Source organism: Sulfurimonas sp. CVO (assembly GCF_009883775.1).
GTDB classification, from domain to species: Bacteria; Campylobacterota; Campylobacteria; order Campylobacterales; family Sulfurimonadaceae; genus Sulfurimonas; species Sulfurimonas xiamenensis.
This window is the reverse complement of the sequence record NZ_CP033720.1, coordinates 1-22,068: the sequence shown is the minus strand read 5'-3', so window position 1 is coordinate 22,068 and position 22,068 is coordinate 1. Positions and strand designations below refer to the sequence as shown.

General features: G+C 38.6%; 16 protein-coding genes, 1 tRNA gene and 3 rRNA genes. 6 read left to right on the top strand and 14 right to left on the bottom strand.

Annotated elements, in window-relative coordinates:
• The first annotated feature begins 21 nt into the window (after positions 1 to 21).
• Together metH and CVO_RS00095 are read left to right on the top strand one after the other, a co-directional pair.
• Positions 22 to 3,513: a methionine synthase gene (metH, locus tag CVO_RS00100; protein ID WP_159569282.1), complete on the top strand. Its 3,492-nt coding sequence runs from the start codon at positions 22 to 24 to the stop codon at positions 3,511 to 3,513.
• A 104-nt stretch (positions 3,514 to 3,617) separates the two neighbouring features.
• A complete protein-coding gene (locus tag CVO_RS00095) occupies positions 3,618 to 4,196 on the top strand; it encodes a YceI family protein (RefSeq protein WP_159569280.1) in 579 nt (192 codons plus the stop codon).
• Between the two features lie 36 nt (positions 4,197 to 4,232).
• On the opposite strand, the gene CVO_RS00090 is transcribed toward CVO_RS00095, so the two are convergent.
• The 7 genes from CVO_RS00090 to glmM form a co-directional block, all read right to left on the bottom strand.
• Entirely contained in the window at positions 4,233 to 5,747 is a 1,515-nt protein-coding gene (locus tag CVO_RS00090) for a YifB family Mg chelatase-like AAA ATPase (RefSeq protein WP_188093949.1), read from the bottom strand.
• Positions 5,748 to 5,828: 81 nt separating this feature from the next.
• Positions 5,829 to 6,356: a peptide deformylase gene (def, locus tag CVO_RS00085; protein ID WP_152300173.1), complete on the bottom strand. Its 528-nt coding sequence runs from the start codon at positions 6,354 to 6,356 to the stop codon at positions 5,829 to 5,831.
• 15 nt (positions 6,357 to 6,371) lie between these two features.
• A complete protein-coding gene (locus tag CVO_RS00080) occupies positions 6,372 to 7,415 on the bottom strand; it encodes a diguanylate cyclase domain-containing protein (RefSeq protein ID WP_159569275.1) in 1,044 nt (347 codons plus the stop codon).
• 19 nt (positions 7,416 to 7,434) lie between these two features.
• Positions 7,435 to 8,025, bottom strand: coding sequence for an ATP-dependent Clp endopeptidase proteolytic subunit ClpP (gene clpP, locus CVO_RS00075; RefSeq protein WP_152300175.1), 591 nt, complete (start codon positions 8,023 to 8,025; stop codon positions 7,435 to 7,437).
• A 5-nt stretch (positions 8,026 to 8,030) separates the two neighbouring features.
• Positions 8,031 to 9,332, bottom strand: coding sequence for a trigger factor (tig, locus tag CVO_RS00070; RefSeq protein ID WP_159569273.1), 1,302 nt, complete (start codon positions 9,330 to 9,332; stop codon positions 8,031 to 8,033).
• Positions 9,333 to 9,409: 77 nt separating this feature from the next.
• Positions 9,410 to 9,865, bottom strand: a complete 456-nt coding sequence (gene lspA, locus CVO_RS00065; RefSeq protein ID WP_152300177.1) for a signal peptidase II — start codon at positions 9,863 to 9,865, stop codon at positions 9,410 to 9,412.
• On the bottom strand, positions 9,858 to 11,198 hold the full coding sequence (glmM, locus tag CVO_RS00060; RefSeq protein ID WP_152300178.1) for a phosphoglucosamine mutase: 1,341 nt from the start codon (positions 11,196 to 11,198) through the stop codon (positions 9,858 to 9,860). The genes lspA and glmM overlap by 8 nt, the downstream gene beginning before the upstream one ends.
• Positions 11,199 to 11,343: 145 nt before the next feature.
• Between glmM and rpsT the strand changes: the two genes are divergently transcribed.
• Positions 11,344 to 11,604 carry a 30S ribosomal protein S20 gene (gene rpsT, locus CVO_RS00055; protein WP_152300179.1) on the top strand — a complete coding sequence of 87 codons (261 nt, stop codon included), beginning with the start codon at positions 11,344 to 11,346 and terminating at the stop codon, positions 11,602 to 11,604.
• Positions 11,605 to 11,618: 14 nt separating this feature from the next.
• Positions 11,619 to 12,686: a peptide chain release factor 1 gene (gene prfA, locus CVO_RS00050; protein WP_152300180.1), complete on the top strand. Its 1,068-nt coding sequence runs from the start codon at positions 11,619 to 11,621 to the stop codon at positions 12,684 to 12,686.
• 28 nt (positions 12,687 to 12,714) lie between these two features.
• On the opposite strand, the gene dapF is transcribed toward prfA, so the two are convergent.
• From dapF to CVO_RS00035, 3 genes are read right to left on the bottom strand one after another with little or no spacing between them, the layout of a single operon-like run.
• Positions 12,715 to 13,479 carry a diaminopimelate epimerase gene (dapF, locus tag CVO_RS00045; RefSeq protein WP_152300181.1) on the bottom strand — a complete coding sequence of 255 codons (765 nt, stop codon included), beginning with the start codon at positions 13,477 to 13,479 and terminating at the stop codon, positions 12,715 to 12,717.
• On the bottom strand, positions 13,476 to 14,078 hold the full coding sequence (gene coaE, locus CVO_RS00040; RefSeq protein WP_159569271.1) for a dephospho-CoA kinase: 603 nt from the start codon (positions 14,076 to 14,078) through the stop codon (positions 13,476 to 13,478). Before coaE ends, dapF begins: the two co-directional genes overlap by 4 nt.
• On the bottom strand, positions 14,078 to 14,623 hold the full coding sequence (locus CVO_RS00035; RefSeq protein WP_159569269.1) for a class I SAM-dependent methyltransferase: 546 nt from the start codon (positions 14,621 to 14,623) through the stop codon (positions 14,078 to 14,080). The genes coaE and CVO_RS00035 overlap by 1 nt, the downstream gene beginning before the upstream one ends.
• A gap of 152 nt (positions 14,624 to 14,775) precedes the next feature.
• Between CVO_RS00035 and CVO_RS00030 the strand changes: the two genes are divergently transcribed.
• Together CVO_RS00030 and purM are read left to right on the top strand one after the other, a co-directional pair.
• Entirely contained in the window at positions 14,776 to 14,958 is a 183-nt protein-coding gene (locus tag CVO_RS00030) for a YgaP family membrane protein (RefSeq protein ID WP_159569267.1), read from the top strand.
• 60 nt (positions 14,959 to 15,018) lie between these two features.
• Positions 15,019 to 16,014, top strand: a complete 996-nt coding sequence (purM, locus tag CVO_RS00025; RefSeq protein WP_159569265.1) for a phosphoribosylformylglycinamidine cyclo-ligase — start codon at positions 15,019 to 15,021, stop codon at positions 16,012 to 16,014.
• 136 nt (positions 16,015 to 16,150) lie between these two features.
• Here the strand turns inward: purM and rrf are convergent.
• The 4 genes from rrf to CVO_RS00005 form a co-directional block, all read right to left on the bottom strand.
• A 5S ribosomal RNA gene (gene rrf, locus CVO_RS00020) occupies positions 16,151 to 16,266 on the bottom strand.
• Positions 16,267 to 16,554: 288 nt separating this feature from the next.
• Positions 16,555 to 19,555 (bottom strand): 23S ribosomal RNA (locus tag CVO_RS00015).
• A gap of 304 nt (positions 19,556 to 19,859) precedes the next feature.
• A tRNA-Ile gene (locus CVO_RS00010) sits at positions 19,860 to 19,936 on the bottom strand.
• Between the two features lie 272 nt (positions 19,937 to 20,208).
• Positions 20,209 to 21,728 (bottom strand): 16S ribosomal RNA (locus tag CVO_RS00005).
• Together the 16S, 23S and 5S rRNA genes with 1 tRNA gene alongside form the textbook arrangement of a ribosomal RNA operon.
• Between the last annotated feature and the right edge of the window lie 340 nt (positions 21,729 to 22,068).

Sequence of the window (22,068 nt, the reverse complement as noted above, 5' to 3'; positions counted from 1 at the left end):
TTTATATATTATGGCGATAACATGACAACAAAAGAGTATATCTTAAAAACTATAAAAAATAGGCCTCTTATCATTGACGGGGCGATGGGTACACAGCTTCAACAGCGTGATGAAAAGATCCCAAAAGAGTCTTGGGAGGGCAACGAAGGGTGCAACGAACTTCTAAATGTCACATGCCCTGAAGTTTTGAGCGAAATTTTTCACGCCTATCTAACAGCGGGCGCAGACCTTATCACGACAAACACCTTCGGTTCATTTTCATGGGTTTTGGATGAGTACGGTATCGGAAATCGAGCCTATGAGCTCACCCGTGCCGGTGCGGAGCTTGTCAAAAAAGAGTGTGCAAAGTTCAGTACTCCCAAGCACCCGAGATTTGTTCTGGGCTCTATCGGACCGGGCACAAAACTCCCATCACTAGGACATATTACTTATGATGAGATGTACGAGGGGTATACAGAGTTTTGTCTGGCTTTGATTGACGGCGGAGTAGATGTTTTCTTGCTTGAGACCTGCCAAGACCCGCTTCAGATAAAAGCCGCTCTTCATGCGTGCCAAGAGGCATGCAGACAAAGAGAGGTGGAGATCCCGATCATGGTCTCGGTTACCATTGAGTTAAGCGGGACGATGCTTATCGGAACTGACGCCTCTACAATAGCCACTATCTTAGAGCCTTTTGACATTATCTCGCTTGGATTTAACTGCGGTACCGGACCCGAGCAGGTTGAGAAACATATAAAGACGCTAAGCGAACTGTGGCATAAACCGATAAGCGTTCACGCAAATGCAGGTCTTCCGCAAAACCGCGGAGGTTACACATACTACCCGATGGGTCCCGATGAGTTTGCAGACAAGCAGGAGAAGTTCTTAAGCTACGACGGAGTGAGCTTTTTAGGCGGATGCTGCGGAACAACACCTCAGCACATCCGCGCTCTTGTAAACAGAGTATCAAACAGTGCGCCAAAAGAGCCTTCCGGGGCTCAAGAGAATGGGCTCGCTTCACTCTTTAACACTGTTTCGCTTACACAAGAGTCATCTGTTTTGCTTGTCGGCGAGAGAAGCAATGCAACGGGTTCCAAAGCATTTAGAGAACTTCTTTTGGCAGAGGATTATGAAGGCACACTTAGTGTTGCGCAGCAGCAAGTAAGAGTCGGCGCGCATGTTTTAGATGTAAGTGTAGGGTTTGCTGGGCGTGATGAAACAAAAGATATGAACCGCGTAATGAGCCTTTATGCTCAAAAGATAGCACTTCCTCTTATGCCGGACTCCACGCAGACGGCAGCACTTGAAGAAGCTCTAAAGCTTATAGGAGGAAAACCTATCATTAACTCCGTAAATCTTGAAGACGGCATAGAGAAGTTTGATGCGGTCTGTTCTTTGGCTAAAAAATTTGGTGCCGCGCTTGTTTGTCTTACCATTGATGAGCAGGGAATGGCAAAAACGGTTGAGCGTAAGCTTGAAGTCGCAGAGCGTATCTACGAGCTTGCCATCAAAAAGCACGGCATAAGAGCCGAAAATCTGGTCTTTGACCTCCTTACATTTACACTTGGGAGCGGTGACGAAGAGTATGTAGATGCCGGAATAAACACTATTGAAGCGATACGCGAGCTGCGCAAAAGGCACCCTGAAGTCGGAGCAATTTTAGGACTCTCAAATATCTCCTTCGGACTTGACAAAGATGCGCGTCCCTACCTCAACTCTATGTTTCTGCACCACTGTATAGAGGCAGGACTTACAAGCGTTATTATAAATGTACAGCATATTATTCCCATTAACAAGATCTCAAAAGAGGATCAAGAGATTTGTGACAACCTTATTTTTAACCGCAAACCAAACTCTGCATCTCTTTTTGAGTTTATAGAGCACTTCAGCACAAAAGAGGCGGTTGACAATCAGGCAGTTGATGAGACATATCTTGCTATGAGCGATGAGGAGAAGATCGCCAAGCTTTTAATGGACGGCGATAAAGAGAGGATGATCCCGCTTGTTGAAGAGGTACGCCATAAGATCGCACCCGAAAAAATCGTAAACGAGATACTCATTAACGCTATGAAAGTGGTGGGAGAGCTATTTGGCTCAGGGCAAATGCAACTGCCGTTTGTTCTTCAGAGTGCCGAGACCATGAAAAAAACGGTCGATTATCTAAACCCGTACCTGCCAAAAATTGACAAAAAAGTAGATACTACGCTCATTCTTGGAACGGTTAAAGGCGATGTTCACGATGTAGGTAAAAATCTTGTAGACATCATTCTCTCGAACAACGGATATAAGGTTATTAACCTGGGCATTAAAGTCGAACTTGACGACTTTGTAAAAACACTTAAAGAGTCAAATGCCGATGCTATCGGGATGAGTGGTCTTTTGGTCAAATCCACACAGGTGATGAAAGAGAATCTTGAAGCGCTCCAGAGAGAAGGGATAAAGATCCCCATCCTGCTTGGCGGTGCGGCACTTACCCGCTCTTTTATAGATGACTTTTGCCGCCCTTTCTATGACGGTCCAATCTTTTACTGCAAAGATGCGTTTGACGGAGTAACCGCCATGAGTCGCATCGAGGCTGGAAATTTTGATACCGATCTGCACGGCAAAGAGGGCGAAGAGAAGGTCGTAAAGGTCAAAGAGGAGATAGTTATTCCCCCGTTTGAAGAGCTAAAGATGCCTTCTCGCGATATTGAAGTACCTACTCCGCCGTTTTGGGGCAGAAGAGAACTAAAACTTGCTCCTCATCAAATTGAAATGGCATTTGAGTGGATCAACCATAAACTTCTTTTCAAATCTCGCTGGGGATACAGCTCAAAAGGAATGACAAAAGAGGCGTACCAAAAACAGCTTGATGAGATTGTTTGGCCGGCGTATGAAAAACTAAAGAAAAGATTCATTGAAGAAAAACTTTTTGAACCAACTATTCTTTACGGATACTGGCCATGCAGAAGCGATGACAACACCCTTTTAATTTTTGACTCAAGCGAAGGATATAACTCAAAAGATGAGATAAATCATGAACCGTTAAATAAAGTAATAGGCAGAGCGATAGAGGAGTTCACTTTTCCAAGACAATCCAAAGAACCTCATCGTGCGCTAAGTGATTTTTTTCACAGAGACAGACATGATGTTGTAGCATTTACATGTGTAAGCGCAGGCTCAAAACTAAGCGAAATCGAACGAGAAATTTATGATAAAGGAAACTATACAGAATATTATCAGTTTCATGGACTTGGAGTTGAGCTTGCAGAAGCATTGGCAGAGATAGCTCATAAACAAATACGGCTAGATTTAAATATATCTAAAGGTGAGGGAAACAAACTAAGCGATGTGCAGATGAACAAATACCAAGGCTCAAGATACTCATTTGGATATGCTGCATGTCCTGACCTTGAACTAAACCGTCCTCTTTTCAATCTTTTAAAACCTGAAGAGTTCGGAATCAAGCTGAGTGAAACATTTCAAATCCACCCCGAGCAGTCAACATCTGCTTTAGTGGTATATCATCCAAATGCAACATATTATAATGTATAATTTTTTGTTATTTTACTTAAAAAACAATATTAATTGATAAAGTTAATAGCCTCTTAGAGCTATTTAATACTATAATATTTCAAATACAAGAAAAGGATGAAAAGATGAAAAAATTGCAATTATTAATTGTATTATTACTGCTTGGAGTTAGCACACTATTTGGAGGTGTTTATAGTATTGACGCTTCTCATACAAATGTCGGTTTTTCGGTAAAACATATGATGATAAGCACTGTAAATGGAGAATTTCAAAAGTTTGATGGCAACTTTGAGCTTGATGAAAAAAACAATCTTGTTGCATTAAAAGGCGAAATGGATGTTAACTCTATTAATACAAATATTGCAAAAAGAGATGCACATCTTAAATCAGCTGAGATTTTTAATGCAGAGCAATTTCCAAAAGTAACTTTTATTCTAGATAAAGTAAAAGGCGATAAAGCCTATGGAAAACTTACTATAAAAAATACAACGAAAGATGTTGTTCTTGACTATGATTTTGGAGGAACTATTACAGATCCATGGGGCAAACAAAGAGCAGGATTAAGCCTTAGCGGAGAGATTGACAGAAGAGATTATGATATTACATGGAATCAAGCATTAGAAGCAGGTGGCGTTGTTGTAAGCGAAATTGTAAAATTAAATGTAGAGATACAGGGTATTTTAAAATCTGAAGATGAATTTTAAATTCACCCAATAAGGATAGAGAAATTTCAACTCTCTCTATCCTCTTTTTCTGTAACTTAACGCCTCCAAAATATGGTTTTTACCTATTATATCGCTTCCCTCTAAATCAGCAATAGTAAGTGAAACTTTCTGAATCTTTTTAATACTCCTAAAAGAGAGAGCAAAACGCGTAACAGCTATATCTAAAATCTCTTTTGCCTCAGCATTTAAAATACAATATTTCTCTATTTGAGCATCACTTAATTTTGCATTAAAATGTTCCTGTCCTCTCAGTTTTACTCGTTTATGAACTTCAATAACTTGTTTATGCATCTCTTTTGAACTTATACTCGCCCTGTCATTTACATTAGAGTGCTGCATAACAACACATATATCTATTCTATCCAAAAATGGATCTGAGAGCCTGTTTTTATATCTCTGTATCTCTAATTCACTGCACCTGCACTCTTTTTGATTATTTAAAAGATTACCGCATGGGCACGGGTTCATAGCGCTTACAAATAAAAAATCACTTGGATACTCTACTTTTGCATTTACTCTTGATACTCTTATTTTATTATCCTGCAAAGGCTCACGAAGCGCCTCTAAAACGCTCTTTTGAAAGTGAGGCAGCTCATCAAAAAAGAGCAAACCTCTATGTGCCAGCCCCACTTCACCAATTTTAGCCCTGCTGCTTCCGCCGCCAAATATACTTGCAGTTGTAGATGAGTGATGAGGAGCTCTATAGCTTCTAAGCGGTTTAAAATTAGGTTCTTTTGCTTCAAGCGCATCAAGTTTTGCGATATCTAAAATTTCATCACTGCTAAGTGGAGGCAAAATATAGCGAAGCCTTTGTGCGATCATGCTTTTTCCACAACCCGGACTACCTTCTAAAAGCAAGTTATGAAATCCGGCAGCACTTATCAATGCTGCTCTTTTGGCAACTTCTTGACCCTTTACATCTAAAAAATCTTCAATATAGTTATCATAAAAATAGTACTCTTTATCATTTATTGTATAACTTGGATACTCTATTTTTTTATAAATAATATTTGGCACTGCATTGTTTGGATTTTTTAAAAGTTCTATAGCTTCATTAAGTGTTTTTACTCCATAAAACTCAATTTTTGGTATGTTAGAAAGCTTCTCCAAACTCTCATAAGGAACAACCGCTTTTTTTATAATTTTTTGATTTGCAAGTGAGAGCAGAAGAGGATAAAGCTGTATATTTTCCTTGACAACGCCATCAAGACCGAGTTCTCCAAAAACAAACCACTCACTAAAATCATCCTCAATATAATCAAGTGCGATTAATAGTGCGATACTTAGATCAAACTGGCTTCCCTCTTTTTTAACATCACTTGGAGCAAGGTTTATTGTAATGCGCTTTGGAGGAAATGTAAATTCATTGCTAAGAAGTGCAGATTTAACACGCTCCTTTGCTTCATTTATAGAAGCACTAGCCATCCCAACTACACTAAAAGATGGCAAACCTTTTGTAAGAGTAGATTCAACATGCACAACTTTTGCTTCAATGCCTTCGTATGTAGCACAAGAGACCATCTTCATAATGCCAACCTTTATTAAGTTGGTACTATTTTACTCTTATAATTTTTAAATGTGAAAAAATATGACAATGTGTCATGTGAAATCTTATTTTTTAGAAGGTTTTTTCTCTTTTTGCATTTTTTTATACTCTTTTTCAAATTTTTTTCTGCGAGAATATGAGAGTTTGTCAATAAATAAAATGCCTTTTAAATGATCTATTTCATGCTGAATAGCGATACTAAGCAGCCCATCTGCATCTAAAGTTTTTTTATTCCCATATCTATCTTGATAATTAACCGTTACACTCTCATATCTATCTACATCTTCGTAAAAACTGGGAACACTTAAACATCCCTCTTGATAAGTTGTCTCTCCACTTGTTTTGATAATTGTTGGATTTATCATCTCAATTAAATTATCTATAGATTGTTCATCATTTTCATCAGGAAGATTTAAAAGAAGAGCTTGTTTTGCATATCCAACTTGAATTGCTGCAAGGCCGATACCGTTTGATTTGATCATCATCTCATACATTGCATCAAGCAGTTTGTGCAACTCTTTATCAAACTGTTTAACTATTTCAGATTTCTCTTTTAACTTTCTGTCCGGATACTCTACTATTTTTAACTTCATTTTTTATACTCACTATTAACTATTTCTAAGTAAAACTGCAAAATCTAAATCAGGATTTTCATATACTTTTTTAATTCCGTTCTTTGCACTGGAGATAATCTCTTCTACTGAATTATTTTCAGTAATGTTTGTAATTCCTATAGAAATTTTTAGTTTTATTTCACGATCTGCTAAGAGAAAACTACTATTTGAAACCAAGTCATAAATTCTTTTGCTAGCTTGTTTTGCACCCTCAATATCTGTATGTTTTAAAAGCATTACAAACAGATCATTTTCATAATAAGCAACTATATCATTTCTTTTTGATGTTTTAAAGAGAAGTCGTGCAACTGTTTTTCTTAACAATACAACAGCTTTATCATTGTTTACATCTCCAAGCTCATAAATTGCTTCAGTCATAATAAGAGAACTTTTATATTTGAATTTGCGCACAAGTTCTATCTCTTGCTCTATTTTTGTTATTAAATACCGTTTGTTATAAATACCATATTTATCATGAAATTTTGTATTGCTTTGAATATTTTTTAAAATTTCTATACTATTATTATATACACTTTTTATACTACTACCGCGTTTTTTCAAAATAACAGTTAATTTTGAAATGTCTGATTCTAAAGATAATAAAACACTTTTTGTTTCTTGGATATTTGAGCATTCTTCAAGCTCTTGTTTTCTTTTTGTAAGTATTTTTGTCATAAAAAATATATTTTTATATAAATTTGCAGTGGCACTAAGAATGTTTTTCATTAACAAAAAACCTTCTTTTAAACTCTGCTCTGCTAAAACACTCTCTTCATCTTTAGTGTTCTCTTCAAACTCAAGTATAGAAATAATATGATCACGAAAAGTTTGACTCTTTTTTTTTAAAAGCTTATCAAAATATATTGAAAAATTATTAGGAGTTGGAGGTATATCATTTTTTATTAAGATTGCTAAAACTTCTTTTGAATATACGCCCAAATCATACTCAGATTCTATTATTACACTATTTTTTGCTTCTGAATATGTCTCTGAATCTGTAACATTAGAATCTATTTCACTTCTAAATGTTCCTGACACGACAAACTCCTTATGTTATCTATTTTTTGTTTTTTTGTACTAAAACTTCGTCAATAATCCCATAGTTTTTACATTCAGCCGCACTCATAAAATTATCTCTATCTGTATCTTTCTCTATTTTTTCGATACTTTGACCGCTATTTTTTGCCAAAATAGTATTTAATTCCTCTTTCATACGAAGAATTTCCTTCGCTTGAATAGCTATATCAGTCGCTTGACCCTGCGCTCCACCTAAAGGCTGATGTATCATTATTCTGGCATGCGGAAGTGCATATCTTTTACCCTTTGTTCCGCTTGAGAGCAAAAATGCTCCCATTGATGCAGCTTGACCAACACAAATAGTAGCTACATCTGGATGGATATAATTCATTGTGTCATATATAGCCATACCGGCGGTTACAACTCCGCCTGGAGAATTTATATAGAAGTAGATATCCTTTTCCGGATCTTCTGCTTCTAGAAAAAGCATCTGCGCTACGATAGAAGAGGCAACTGCATCATTAACCTCTCCGCTTAACATAATGATTCTATCTTTTAAAAGACGAGAATAGATATCATAAGAACGCTCACCGCGCGCTGTTTTTTCAACTACATAAGGAACATAACTCATTTTTACTAAACTTCTTTCATTTTAGAGTTAAGAATTTGTGAAAGTACTTTATCCTCAACCATTGACATTTGAATAGCAGGCAGATAACCAGCTTCTTTATATTTATCATATGCCTCTTTAGGATCTTGCCCCATTTGCATTGCTTCATAATAAACAATCTGCATAACTTCATTTTCGTCAACTTTTATATTTTCAGCAGTTGCTAGTGCATCAATAATAAAAGTAGCTTTTACACTTCTCTCTGCCTCTTCACGGAAACTTTCACGAAGTGCCTCTAATTTGGCCGCGTCTTCACGAAGCTCTTTAATCTCATCTTCGCTCATTGTGCCTGCTTTTTTATTAAGCGCAACATCAATTTCCTGATCAACAACAAACTGCGGCAAATCAAAATTGATATTAGCTACAAATGTCTCTAATAGTGCAGGTTTCAACTCATCATTATATAGTTTTCCAATTGCTTCATTTTCTAATTGAGCTTTTACTTGAGCTTTTAAATTCTCCAAACTTTTATCATCTTGTCCTGCAAGAAGTTTTTCAGCAAATGCATCATCAATTTCGACTTTTTCTTTTTCTTGAATATTATGAAGTGTAACTTTAAACTCAGCATCTTTACCTGCTAATTTGTCAGAACCATAATTTTCAGGGAAAGTGACTTTTACAACTTTCTCTTCGCCAATTTTCATTCCGATTATCTGATCTTCAAAGCCTGGAATAAATTGACCTGAACCAAGCACTAAAGCAAACTCTTTTGCTGCTCCGCCTTCAAAAAGCTCTCCGTCAATTGAACCTTCAAAATCGATAGTTACACTGTCACCATCTTTTGCTGCTCTTTTTCTCTTTAAATCAACAAATTTTGCTTGAGAGTCAGCAATTTTTTCAATTCTTTCGCCAACCTCTTTATCAGTAATAACAGGCTTGTCAAACTCTTCAACCATTTCAATGTAGCTTTCTAAATTTATTTGTGGTCTCATTGCAACTTTAACAGTTGCTTCAATTTTATCATCGCTTTTGTTAAATTTAGAAATATTTGGTTCACCGATTAAAGCACTCATTGCAACTTCTAGTTCATCAAGCCCTTTGTTTAAAACATCACGCAATGCTTCTGATTCTGCATCTTGAATAAGACGCTCTCCATACTGTTTTTTTACAACAGCTACAGGTACCTTTCCTTTACGAAAACCTTGAACAGATGCAGTTTTTGTTAACTCTTTAGCTATTTTTTCTAACTTTGAGTTAATTGTCTCTTTTGAAATCTCTGCTTCGATTTCAGCATTAGCGCTATTTATTCTATTTACTTTGATTTTCATCAATTTCCTTTATTATAAGTTTATAACTATATATTTTTAGCAATAATATCCTAAATCTGCTTTTATCTATCTTTAAGTCAGTTTTTACAAAACTTGGGTTTTAAGTTAAGAAACAATATCCAAACAACAGCAACATCTATCATTACATCGGCAAAATTAAAAACTGCAAAATCAAATCCGCAATGCCAATAGACCATATCAACGACACCGCCGTGAATAAAGCGGTCATATATATTTGAAAATGCACCGCCAAGCAACAATCCCGCCGGAAAAGCATAACAAACCTCTCTTAAATAAACAATATAAATTAGTATGCCCAAAATTAACACCAGCTGGATATATTTTAGCCATTCATCTAAAAAAGCGAACATTGAAAATGCCACACCTTTATTATAAACCAAAATCAAATCAATACACTCGCCGTAATACCTCAAACCATCTAAAAAAAGTGACTTAATATTTTGGTCTATTACAAAAATTCCAACCGTTGTAAAAAAAAGTATTGTTATAAGACGAATAATTTTACTATGCATTTAAAGCTTTTTGGAAAAATTGCACCATATTTTGCATATATAAATTCATTTTTTTAGCATCTTTGGATTCTAAAAGCACTCTAAGTTTATTCTCTGTTCCTGAGTATCGTACCAAATGATAAATTTCTTGAGCATCAAGCTCTTTTAACTTTTCATCAAGACCTTCTATATCCTGAAGCGGTTTTTTAACTTTTACATTTATATTTACCAATTTTTGAGGATAAAGTTTAAAAGGCCTAAGAGCGACAGATGCTTTTTGTTTTGTTTTTAACAAGAGAGCAAGTACTTGCAGTGAAGAGACTAAACCATCTCCCGTTTTTGCAAAATCGCTTATAATAACATGACCGCTCTGCTCCCCTCCAAAATTGATCTTCTCTTTTTTCATCAGCTCTAAAACATTTTTATCACCAACATCTGAACGAAATAGTTTCAACCCTTTTTCAGCCATAAAGTCATCTAATCCCTTATTACTCATAACAGTTGAGACAATGCCATCGCCTTTTAAAGTGCCGCTCTCTTTCATATACACTCCAAGAGCACCAAGAAGCTGATCTCCATCTACAACTTCGCCATTTTCATCAACTATTACAACTCTGTCTGCATCACCATCAAGAGCTATTCCTAAATCTGCCCTGTATTTAACCACATTTTCACAAAGTTCTTTCGTATGAAGTGCTCCGCATCCATTGTTTATATTAAAACCGTCAGGAGTGTTATGCAAAACTATAACCTCGGCACCCAACTCTTCTAAAACAGTTGGCCCGACTACATATCCTGCTCCATTTGCAGTATCAAGAACTATGCGTATGTTTTTAAGAGAAAGATCCATTGGAAACGAGTTCTTAAGCTGCACTATATAACGGCCTATAACATCATCAATTCTTTTAGCTTTACCTATATTTTTACCACTAACCTGCGCATCTTGAATCAATTCATTGTTAAAATATATTTTCTCTATCTCTCTTTCAGCATTATTGGAAAGTTTGTCTCCATTACCATCAAAAAATTTAATTCCATTGTCTTCAAAGGAGTTATGAGATGCACTAATCATTATTCCCGCATCACAACGCATATTTTCTGTAATATATGCAATTGCAGGAGTAGGCATTGGCCCAATTTGAATCACATCATATCCAATAGCTGTAAGTCCGCTAACTATTGCATTTTCTATCATATACCCGCTTCTGCGCGTATCTTTTCCAACTAAAATTTTATTGGTTTTAGAGTGTGCCTTAAAATAAATCCCTGCAGCCATTGCCACTCTCATTGCAAGTTCTGCTGTTAAAAAAGTACCGGCTTCACCTCTTACACCATCTGTTCCAAATAATTTCATGCCATTTCCATAATTTTTAAGTGCTGTATTTTAACATATTTAAAGAATAATGTTTAAATTTTTCTCATTTACCTTGGCTTTAACTTAATTTTAATTATATTTAAGCTAACATTCTGCACTAAATTTTTATGAGAAGGACTCATGCATGGCAAATCACAAGTCATCAATTAAGAGAATTCGCCAAACAATCGTTCGTTCTGAGCGTAATCGTTTTTACAGAACTCGTCTTAAAAACATTGTAAAAGATGTTCGTTCTGCAGTAACAGCAGGTAACAAAGAAGAAGCTACATCGGCAATGACAGTAGCAAACAAACAAATTCAAAAATTTGTAAGCAAAGGTGTCTTAAAAAAAGAGACTGCTGCTAGAAAGATTAGTCGTCTACACAGAGCTGTAAACGCACTATAAGGTTAACACTATAAATGTTAGCCGATAAACTTACCCCGTTTATCAATCGTTATGAAGAGCTTGGCGAACTGCTAAGTTCTCCTGACATAACCTCTGATATCAAAAGAATGACCGCTCTCTCAAAAGAACAATCTTCACTTTTACCAATAGTTGAAAAAGCAAGAGAGTACAAGAGTGTACTTGCTGAAATTGCAGATGCAAAAGCTATGCTTGGCGATTCGGATATGTTTGAGATGGCAAAAGAGGAGCTTAAATCACTTGAGCCAAAAATTCCTCAACTTGAAAACGACATAAAACTTCTGCTTCTTCCGAAAGACCCAAATGATGATAGAAATATTATTGTTGAACTTCGCGCTGGAGCAGGCGGTGATGAAGCGGCTATCTTCGTTGGTGATCTTTTTGAAGCATACACCCGCTATGCTGATCTTAAAGGATGGAAGATTGAACTTTTAAGCTCATCTCCATCTGATGCAGGCGGATTTAAAGAGGTAATTGCGCTTATAAAAGGTGATCAGGTTTATAGCAGATTGAAATATGAAGGCGGAACACATCGTGTTCAGCGTGTCCCGGCAACAGAATCACAAGGTCGTGTACATACCTCGGCAATTACTGTTGCGGTTATGCCTGAGGTAGAAGATGTAGAAGTGCAAATAAACGAAAATGATCTTAAAATTGATGTTATGCGATCAAGCGGGTGCGGCGGACAAAGTGTCAACACGACAGACTCTGCCGTTAGGATAACCCACTTGCCGACTGGCTTGGTCGTAACAAACCAAGACCAGAAGTCGCAGCACAAAAACAGAGAAAAAGCGATGAAAGTTTTAAAAGCGAGACTTTATGACCTTGAAATGCAAGAAGCACTTGCAAAAGACAGTGCAAACCGTTCTGCTCAAGTTGGAACGGGAGATAGAAGTGGGCGAATTAGAACATACAACTACCCGCAAAATCGCATCTCTGATCATAGAATCGGCTTAACTCTCTATAGACTAAGTGAAATTATGCACGGCGGACTTCTTGATGAAATAATAGAGCCGCTTATTGCAGACCATCAAGCTAAAATCGTCGAGGCAGCCGGACTCTAAATTATTTAAAAACAGAACCTGTCTGTTTTTAAATTTCTGTTACAAAAATTTTTTTTACTTCACCCTTAAAAGTAATACTTCTCTCATTTACACCGAGATAAAGAGTCTCGCCGCTTTTTGGATAGACCTTGATGTTATTTGACACTAACCCCTCTTTATAAGCAATATAAAAAGATGCCGCCATTCCCGTTCCGCATGCAAAAGTTTCATCCTCCACACCGCGTTCGTATGTTCTGACACGCAGATTTTTGCCATCTACAAAAACTATATTTATATTTGCATTATGTTTTTTTCTTAGCTCTCTTGCCTCTGCTATATCAAAGAATTCTATATCATCGCAAATATGCACAAGATGCGGCACTCCGGTATTTAACTTGAACCATCTTTTGCCGTTATGCTCTATATTTGTCTCTAAGATTTGAGGAGGAGTCAGCTCACTCAAAACCATTCCGCCCTTTGCGTTAGATGCCTCAACCTCTGCATTTATAACTCCAGCAACCGTTAAAAAACTCATTTTACCAGGAGCAAGCTCATTTGCAAATGCGTAGTGAGCGCATGCTCTTGAGCCGTTTCCGCACATCTCTGCTTCACTCCCGTCAGAGTTGTAAAATTGCCATTCAAAATCATAATCATTATCTAATGAACTTTTTGGAATCAAAACAATTAAGCCATCAGCCCCTACTCCCTCTTGTCTATGACAAAGTTTTTTCGCCAGTTCACTTCTGTTCTTTTTTACAAAAGTATGAAAAATCACAAAGTCATTTCCACTTGCGCTATATTTTGAAACTATCATTTTTTCTCCAGATATTTGGCTTTTATCTTCTCAACAAACTCTTCGCACTCACGCTGAAGATGCTTTAAATCTTTTGAGTTGTCTATAACCCAAGTTGCTCTTTTTCTCTTCTCTTCTATATCCATCTGAGACTCTATTCGTCTAAGCGACTCCTCCTTGGAGTAGCCGTTTCTTTTCATAAATCTCTCAAGTTGAATTTTAGGCGGGGCATAAACAACAACACTATCTTTTATATCATATCCGCCATTTTCAAAAAAAAGAGGAATATCTATAAGATATGGAAATTTAAAACTGTCCTGCTTCTTGCTTCTTCGCTCTATCTCAGCTCTTATCTTTGGATGCAAAAACTCTTCTAATTTTTTTTTTGCCTCTTTATCAGAAAAAATTAACTTACCAAGTTTTGCTCGATCTACTTTTGAATCATTTAAAAATTCATCCCCAAAAGTTTTTCTCACCCATTCACTTGAAGCATCTAAAATCTCATGAGATATACTATCTGCATCTATAACCCTCATTCCATTAAGGGCAAGTAGAGATGCAACAGTACTCTTTCCCGTTGCAATCCCTCCTGTAAGTGCTATAGCATAACGAAAAGCCATTAGTTTTTAATAAACCCTAAATACTCTTTGCGAATATAGTTACCCATCGCAAAAGCAGCATAGTGAATATCACTATTGTAATAATTCAATCCGTCAATCATATCTGCTCTTTGAAGATTTATATCTGCAGTCGGATGATACTCTTTCGAACAAAAGAGCGCAGTTGAACCATCTCCTATATTATATGGCATAATTATTTTAAAATATTTTGCTAGGATAATCATTAATTTTTTATTTGATTCAACATCATCCAGAGATGGATGCGTAGTGACGAATTGTCCATCATCTTTTAAAACTCGGTTTACTTGAGAAAAAAATATTTCGTCACTAGGCATTTCAGATATTATTACATCGTAACTCTTATTGTCTAAAGCACTTATTTCATTAAGTGAACAATTGATCACTTTTAAATTAGCTTCACTGTGTCTTGCTGTTTCAGCAGACAACTTCTTTGCATTATCACTTATAATTAAAATATCCTCTGCCTCTTTAGAGGTACAAACAGGCACATGTACCATCATCTCCGCATATATAAAATCTCTCATATTTATAATTCCTAGTTTGTTTTAGTGCGATTTTAGCATATTTGCATTAAAAAGCTTTAAAAAGTTTAAATAATAGATAACTTTAAGTCAATTATTTGTTTGTATAAATATAATAATATCTTAATATTAAAACAATTAAGGATTCAAATTATATGAATTATGACAAAATAAGAAAAAATTGTAGAGTTATCAGAATAATAGTCGGTTTAACTCTAATAGCAGTAGGTTTATTTATGGGTAACGCTTGGTTTTATCTAGGAGTTATTCCCCTTATAGCAGGAATTGTAAATTTCTGCCCGCTTTGCATTATTACTAAAAAATGCTCTATTAAATAAATTAACTCTGGCTTTAACTCTCATTAGATATAATTTCATATTTTAATATTGGAGCCAAAAATGAGCCAAATAAGCTATAAAGATGCCGGTGTTGACATAGATGCCGGCAATAGTTTTGTAGAAAATATCAAACCCTTAGTAAAATCAACAAAAATTCCAGGTGTTCTTGGTGGAATTGGCTCTTTTGCAGGAGCATTTGAACTTCCTAGCGGCTTCAAAGAGCCGGTAATGCTTGCAGCAACTGACGGAGTTGGAACAAAACTAAAACTTGCTATTGACTCAGGTATACATAACACTGTCGGAATTGATTTAGTTGCCATGTGCGTAAACGATCTTATCTGCAATTTCGGTACTCCCTCTTTCTTTTTAGATTACTACGCAACAGGAAAACTTGATGTAGCTACTGCAACAAATGTTGTTGCCGGAATTGCTGAGGGATGTAGAAGAAGTGAGTGTGCGTTAATTGGTGGAGAAACAGCAGAAATGCCAGGTATGTACTCTCATGATGATTATGATTTAGCAGGTTTTGCAGTAGGTGTTGCAGAAAAAAGTGAAATGGATAGAGTTTCTCTTGTAAAAGCAGGACATAAGTTGATAGCACTTCCGAGTTCAGGTTTGCATTCAAACGGATTTTCTTTAGCAAGAAAAGTTCTTTTTGAAAAAATGAATCTAAATTTTAATGATGATTTTGATGGAAAACCACTTATCGAAACCCTCCTAGAACCTACAAAAATATATGTAAAAACATTTAAAGAGCTAAAAAATAAAATTGTTGCTCTTGCCCATATAACCGGGGGAGGAATAGTTGAGAACTTGCCTCGTGTATTACCAGAAAATTTAAGAGCTGAAATAAGAAAAGATGATATAAGAGTTTTACCGATTTTTGAACTAATGTCACAATATGTAGATACAGATGAAATGTATAGAGCATTTAATATGGGTATCGGTATGATTTTGGTTGTCAAAGAAGAAGATGTTGATACTGTTCTTGCTAAATGTGACGGTTATTTAATTGGTGAAATTAAAGAAGGAAAAAGAGAAGCTAAATTAATATAATTTATAAAAATTCTAACTCAAAAAAAGAGTTGGGATTTTACTGCAAAATTATATTGTAATAATCAGATTATCACGCTTTACCTTTGATTGTAATTTAATAATTTTAATCGATTGTCAATAAAAGAAGAAATGATCAACTAGGCAGCGACCTACATTTCCACACCTGAAAGATGCAGTATTATCAGCGATGAGAGGCTTAGCTTCTGGGTTCGGAATGGGGCCAGGCGTTTCCCTCTCTCTATAGCCACCTAGACAGATCATATATAAAGACACGACAAAGGAAGTAATTCCTTTGTCTACGCTAACGCTAAGTTTGACTAAGCGTCAGGCTCACGCTCAGTAAACCGAGCTTATTGTGTGCCCTCATATATAATCTGTAAAGATTAGAGAAGATTTTCATTGTTAAAGTCAACATTTCAGGGTTTAGGGTTTAGATGTTAGGGTTTAGGTAAAACCGCCGACTAATCACTAATCACTAATCACTAATCACTAAATAACTACTTCAGACACCTATACACTAAGTAAGGTAGTGAACGATATGTAAAAAAGACAAACGTACTATTAGTACTGGTCAGCTAAACAGATTACTCTGCGTACACATCCAGCCTATCAAGCTTGTAGTCTTCAAGCGTACTTCAGGGAGAGTTCATCTTGGAGTTGGCTTCCCGCTTAGATGCTTTCAGCGGTTATCTCATCCATGCGTAGCTACCCAGCGATGCTCTTGGCAGAACAACTGGTGCACCAGTGGCATGTCCAACCCGGTCCTCTCGTACTAGGGTCAGCTCTCCTCAACTCTCCTACGCCCACGGAAGATAGGGACCGAACTGTCTCACGACGTTCTGAACCCAGCTCGCGTACCGCTTTAAATGGCGAACAGCCATACCCTTGGGACCTGCTCCAGCCCCAGGATGCGATGAGCCGACATCGAGGTGCCAAACCTCCCCGTCGATGTGAGCTCTTGGGGGAGATCAGCCTGTTATCCCCGGCGTACCTTTTATCCTTTGAGCGATGGCCCTTCCACACAGAACCACCGGATCACTATGACCGTCTTTCGACTCTGCTCGAGTTGTCTCTCTCACAGTCAGGCTAGTTTATGCCATTATACTCTACGAAGGATTTCCAACCCTTCTGAACTAACCTTTGTAAGCCTCCGTTACTTTTTAGGAGGCGACCGCCCCAGTCAAACTACCCACCAGACATTGTCCTCGCACGAGATAATCGTACCGAGTTAGCTATCAGAATATTCAAGGGTGGTATCTCAAGGATGCCTCATCTACAACTGGCGTCATAGATTCAACGGCTCCCACCTATCCTGCACATGAATATCCCAATAGCAATGTCAAGCTATAGTAAAGGTGCACGGGGTCTTTCCGTCTTTCCGCGGGTAGGAGGAATTTTCACCTCCACTACAATTTCACTGGATCCCTGGTTGAGACAGCTCCCATCTCGTTACGCCATTCATGCAGGTCGGTATTTAACCGACAAGGAATTTCGCTACCTTAGGACCGTTATAGTTACGGCCGCCGTTTACTTGTGCTTCATTTCAAGCCTTCGCGTGAGCTAAGCAATCCATTTAACATTCAAGCACCGGGCAGGCGTCACACCCTATACATCCTCTTACGAGTTAGCAGAGTGCTGTGTTTTTGGTAAACAGTCGGGAGGGACACTTTGCTGCGACCCGTCAATGCTTCATGGAGCAAGTCCATTTACAAATAGGGCACACCTTATACCGAAGATACGGTGCTAGTTTGCAGAGTTCCTTAACCAGGGTTCATCCACGCGCCTTAGAATACTCATCTCACCCACCTGTGTCGGTTTACGGTACGGGCAACTGCTGTTCTCGTTTAGAGGCTTTTCTCGGCACGACAGTATCATTGATTCAAAGCGCTCTCCGAAGAGATTGCTCTGCCTGTAAGATCTCGGTCTAATGTATCACGGATTTGCCTATGATACAACCTACATCCTTCGACCCACTATTCCATCAGTGAGCTCAATTAACTCTATGCGTCCCCCCATCACTCAAGCGAACAACAGTCGGTATCGGAATATTAACCGATTTGCCATCGTCTACCCCTCTCGGACTCGACTTAGGTCCCGACTAACCCTACGATGACGAGCATCGCGTAGGAAACCTTGGGTTTACGGCGAAGAAGATTCTCACTTCTTTTCTCGCTACTCATGCCTGCATGCTCACTTCCAGCCGCTCCACCACTCCTTGCCGGTATGGCTTCTACGCTGACTGGAACGCTCTCCTACCGCTGTAGTACATCATTAAATCCTAAGTATCTCTTCTTATCCCCTGAGGCATTTTAAAACTTCACTCCGTAAAGTTTTAAATATATCTCTTTGAATATCTCTTCTCTGAGAACTTAATGATGTACTACAACCTAGAGCTTCGGTGCTTGTCTTAGCCCCGTTATATTTTCGGCGCAAAATCGCTAGACCAGTGAGCTGTTACGCTTTCTTTAAAGGGTGGCTGCTTCTAAGCCAACCTCCTGGTTGTCACAGCAACTTCACATCCTTTTCCACTTAGACAAGACTTTGGGACCTTAGCTGCTAGTCTGGGTTGTTCCCCTCTTGACGATGGATTTTATCACCCACCGCCTGACTCCCGAGGTTACACATGAAGTATTCGGAGTTTGATAGGGTTTGGTACCGCGGTAAGCAGCCCTAGCCCTGTCAGTGCTCTACCCCTTCATGCTAATGCTCGAGGCTATACCTAAATATATTTCGGAGAGAACCAGCTATCACTGAGTTTGATTGGCCTTTCACCCCTATCCACAAGTCATCCCAAGACTTTTCAACGCCAGCGGGTTCGGTCCTCCACTGGCTCTTACACCAGCTTCAACCTGCTCATGGATAGATCACTCAGTTTCGGGTCTGCAGCATCTGACTAATTCGCCCTATTAAGACTCGCTTTCGCTACGGCTTCTCGTTCGATTAACCTTGCCAGATACCACAACTCGCAGGCTCATTATGCAAAAGGCAGTCCGTCACACTTATATATAATAGTGCTCCGAATGATTGTAAGCCATAGGTTTCAGGTTCTATTTCACTCTGCTCACCGCAGTCCTTTTCACCTTTCCCTCACGGTACTTGTTCGCTATCGGTCTAGTAGTAGTATTTAGGGTTGGAGGGTGGTCCCCCCATATTCAGTCAAGATAACACGTGTCCCGACCTACTCATTCCTCAGTCTAGTACCATACAAATGTTTTCGCTTACGGGAATATCACCCTCTATGTTCACTCTTTCCAAAGTGTTCAGCTAACAAATATATTATCACTAAGTGCCCTAATCCCTTTTCGCTCGCCGCTACTATGGGAATCTCGTTTGATTTCTTTTCCTTCAGGTACTGAGATGTTTCACTTCCCTGAGTTCGCCCCCCGTAGGGTAACATGACTCGCGCCATGCTGGGTCGCCCCATTCAGAAATCCCCGGATCAAAGCTTCTTGGCAGCTCCCCGAGGCTTTTCGCAGCCTAGTACGTCTTTCATCGCCTCTACTAGCCAAGGCATCCACCTATGGCCCTTAATATCTTTTTTATTCTATGTTGCGTTCACTACCTTACTTAATGTAAGACAGTGCCTGTTTAATTGTAGTTATTTAGTTGATATAATTATTAATTGACTTCTTTATATATAACTTAATATATATCCAGTTATCTTTCTTAACTATATTTTATTGACTTTAACAATGATAATTTAATGAACTTTTGGTATAAAACCAAATATAAATCTTTTCAATTAAAGACTTATATTTGGTTTTTTGAGAAAGTTGTGCTTGATAAGGTTGCGAAGCATACTAAATGTATGTGAGCAAACTTATCAAGTGCAAATTTCCAAAAAATGGTGGGCCTACCAGGACTTGAACCTGGGACCTCACCCTTATCAGGGGTGCACTCTAACCAGCTGAGCTATAGGCCCTTTTGGGGTGCTTTTAGCTTTACTCTTCGTTGGAACCTTTACTTCAATCGTCACATAGTATAACTATGCTCCTCATTCAGCAAAGAACCCGCCTTGATTAAAGTTAAAATCCCTCCCAAACTTATGTTTGAGAGATATTCCCTTAACAATCTAATATTTCAAATGAACACAGATCACTGAAAACTAAGCAAGTAAAAGACTAAAATAACTATTTCTCTTGTGAGATTTTCTTTGTATGAGATAAACAAACGAATGTTTTCTCTTTACTCTAGAAAGGAGGTGATCCAACCGCAGGTTCTCCTACGGTTACCTTGTTACGACTTCACCCCAGTCGCTAATTCCACCGTAAGTGGTAGCCTCCCGAAGGTTAGCTTCCCAATTTCGGGTGAAATCAACTCCCATGGTGTGACGGGCGGTGAGTACAAGACCCGGGAACGTATTCACCGTAGCATTGCTGATCTACGATTACTAGTGATTCCAGCTTCATGGAGTCGAGTTGCAGACTCCAATCCGAACTGAGAGACGCTTTAAGTGATTGGCTCCACCTCGCGGTATTGCAACACTCTGTACGCCCCATTGTAGCACGTGTGTAGCCCTGGCCGTAAGGGCCATGATGACTTGACGTCGTCCTCACCTTCCTCCTCCTTGCGAAGGCAGTCTCCTTAGAGTGCCCAGCTTAACCTGCTGGCAACTAAGGACGAGGGTTGCGCTCGTTGCGGGACTTAACCCAACATCTCACGACACGAGCTGACGACAGCCGTGCAGCACCTGTTTTCAAGCTCCCCGAAGGGCACTACCGTATCTCTACAGTATTCTATCAATGTCAAGGCCAGGTAAGGTTCTTCGCGTATCTTCGAATTAAACCACATGCTCCACCACTTGTGCGGGTCCCCGTCTATTCCTTTGAGTTTTAATCTTGCGACCGTACTCCCCAGGCGGAACACTTAATCTGTTAAGTGCATCACCGCAATGACAAGCATCACGACGACTAGTGTTCATCGTTTAGGGCGTGGACTACCAGGGTATCTAATCCTGTTTGCTCCCCACGCTTTCACGCCTTAGCGTCAGTTATGTTCCAGGAGATCGCCTTCGCTTTAGGTATTCCTAGTGATATCTACGGATTTTACCCCTACACCACTAATTCCATCTCCCCCTCCCATACTCTAGGTTACCAGTTTCAAGTGCAGTTCTACAGTTAAGCTGTAGGATTTCACACCTGACTTGATATCCCGCCTACGCGTCCTTTACGCCCAGTGATTCCGAGTAACGCTTGCACCCTCCGTATTACCGCGGCTGCTGGCACGGAGTTAGCCGGTGCTTATTCATATGCTACCGTCATTTTCTTGACATATAAAAGGAGTTTACACACCGAAATGCGTCATCCTCCACGCGGCGTTGCTGCATCAGAGTTTCCTCCATTGTGCAATATTCCTCACTGCTGCCTCCCGTAGGAGTCTGGTCCGTGTCTCAGTACCAGTGTGGCGGATCATCCTCTCAAACCCGCTACCCGTCATAGTCTTGGTGAGCTCTTACCTCACCAACAAACTGATGGGATATAGTCTGATCTTCAAGCGAAAAAACATTTCCCTTCATATCTTATGGTATGAAGGTGTATCCGGTATTAATCATCGTTTCCAATGGCTATCCCGGTCTTGAAGGTACATTAACTATATATTACTCACCCGTGCGCCACTCGTCGCCAAAGTGCAAGCACTTTGCGTTACCGTTCGACTTGCATGTGTTAAGCACGCCGCCAGCGTTCACTCTGAGCCAGGATCAAACTCTCCATAATTGAATTGTTTAATCTTTGCCCAAGATTATTAAATCATTGGCTTTATGTTGCTATCAGTGCGTGAACATCTGATAGACTTTGTATAGTATCTATACTATTGGGTATCTCTAATTTAATAGAGACCAAATAGAATAGACGGTTGTTGTTATTTTAGTTATTTCTAAGTAAACTTATTAATGACCAATCTAACTATCTCTAGTTATTAAAGTCTATTTACTTGCTTAGTTTTCAATGATCTCAAACCTAGATTTTTAATCCTAAACTTTAGGTCTCTCTGTTTGTGGAGGGGAATTATAGAGAAATGATTCTTAATGGCTTCTTAATCTGTGAAAGAGTTTTT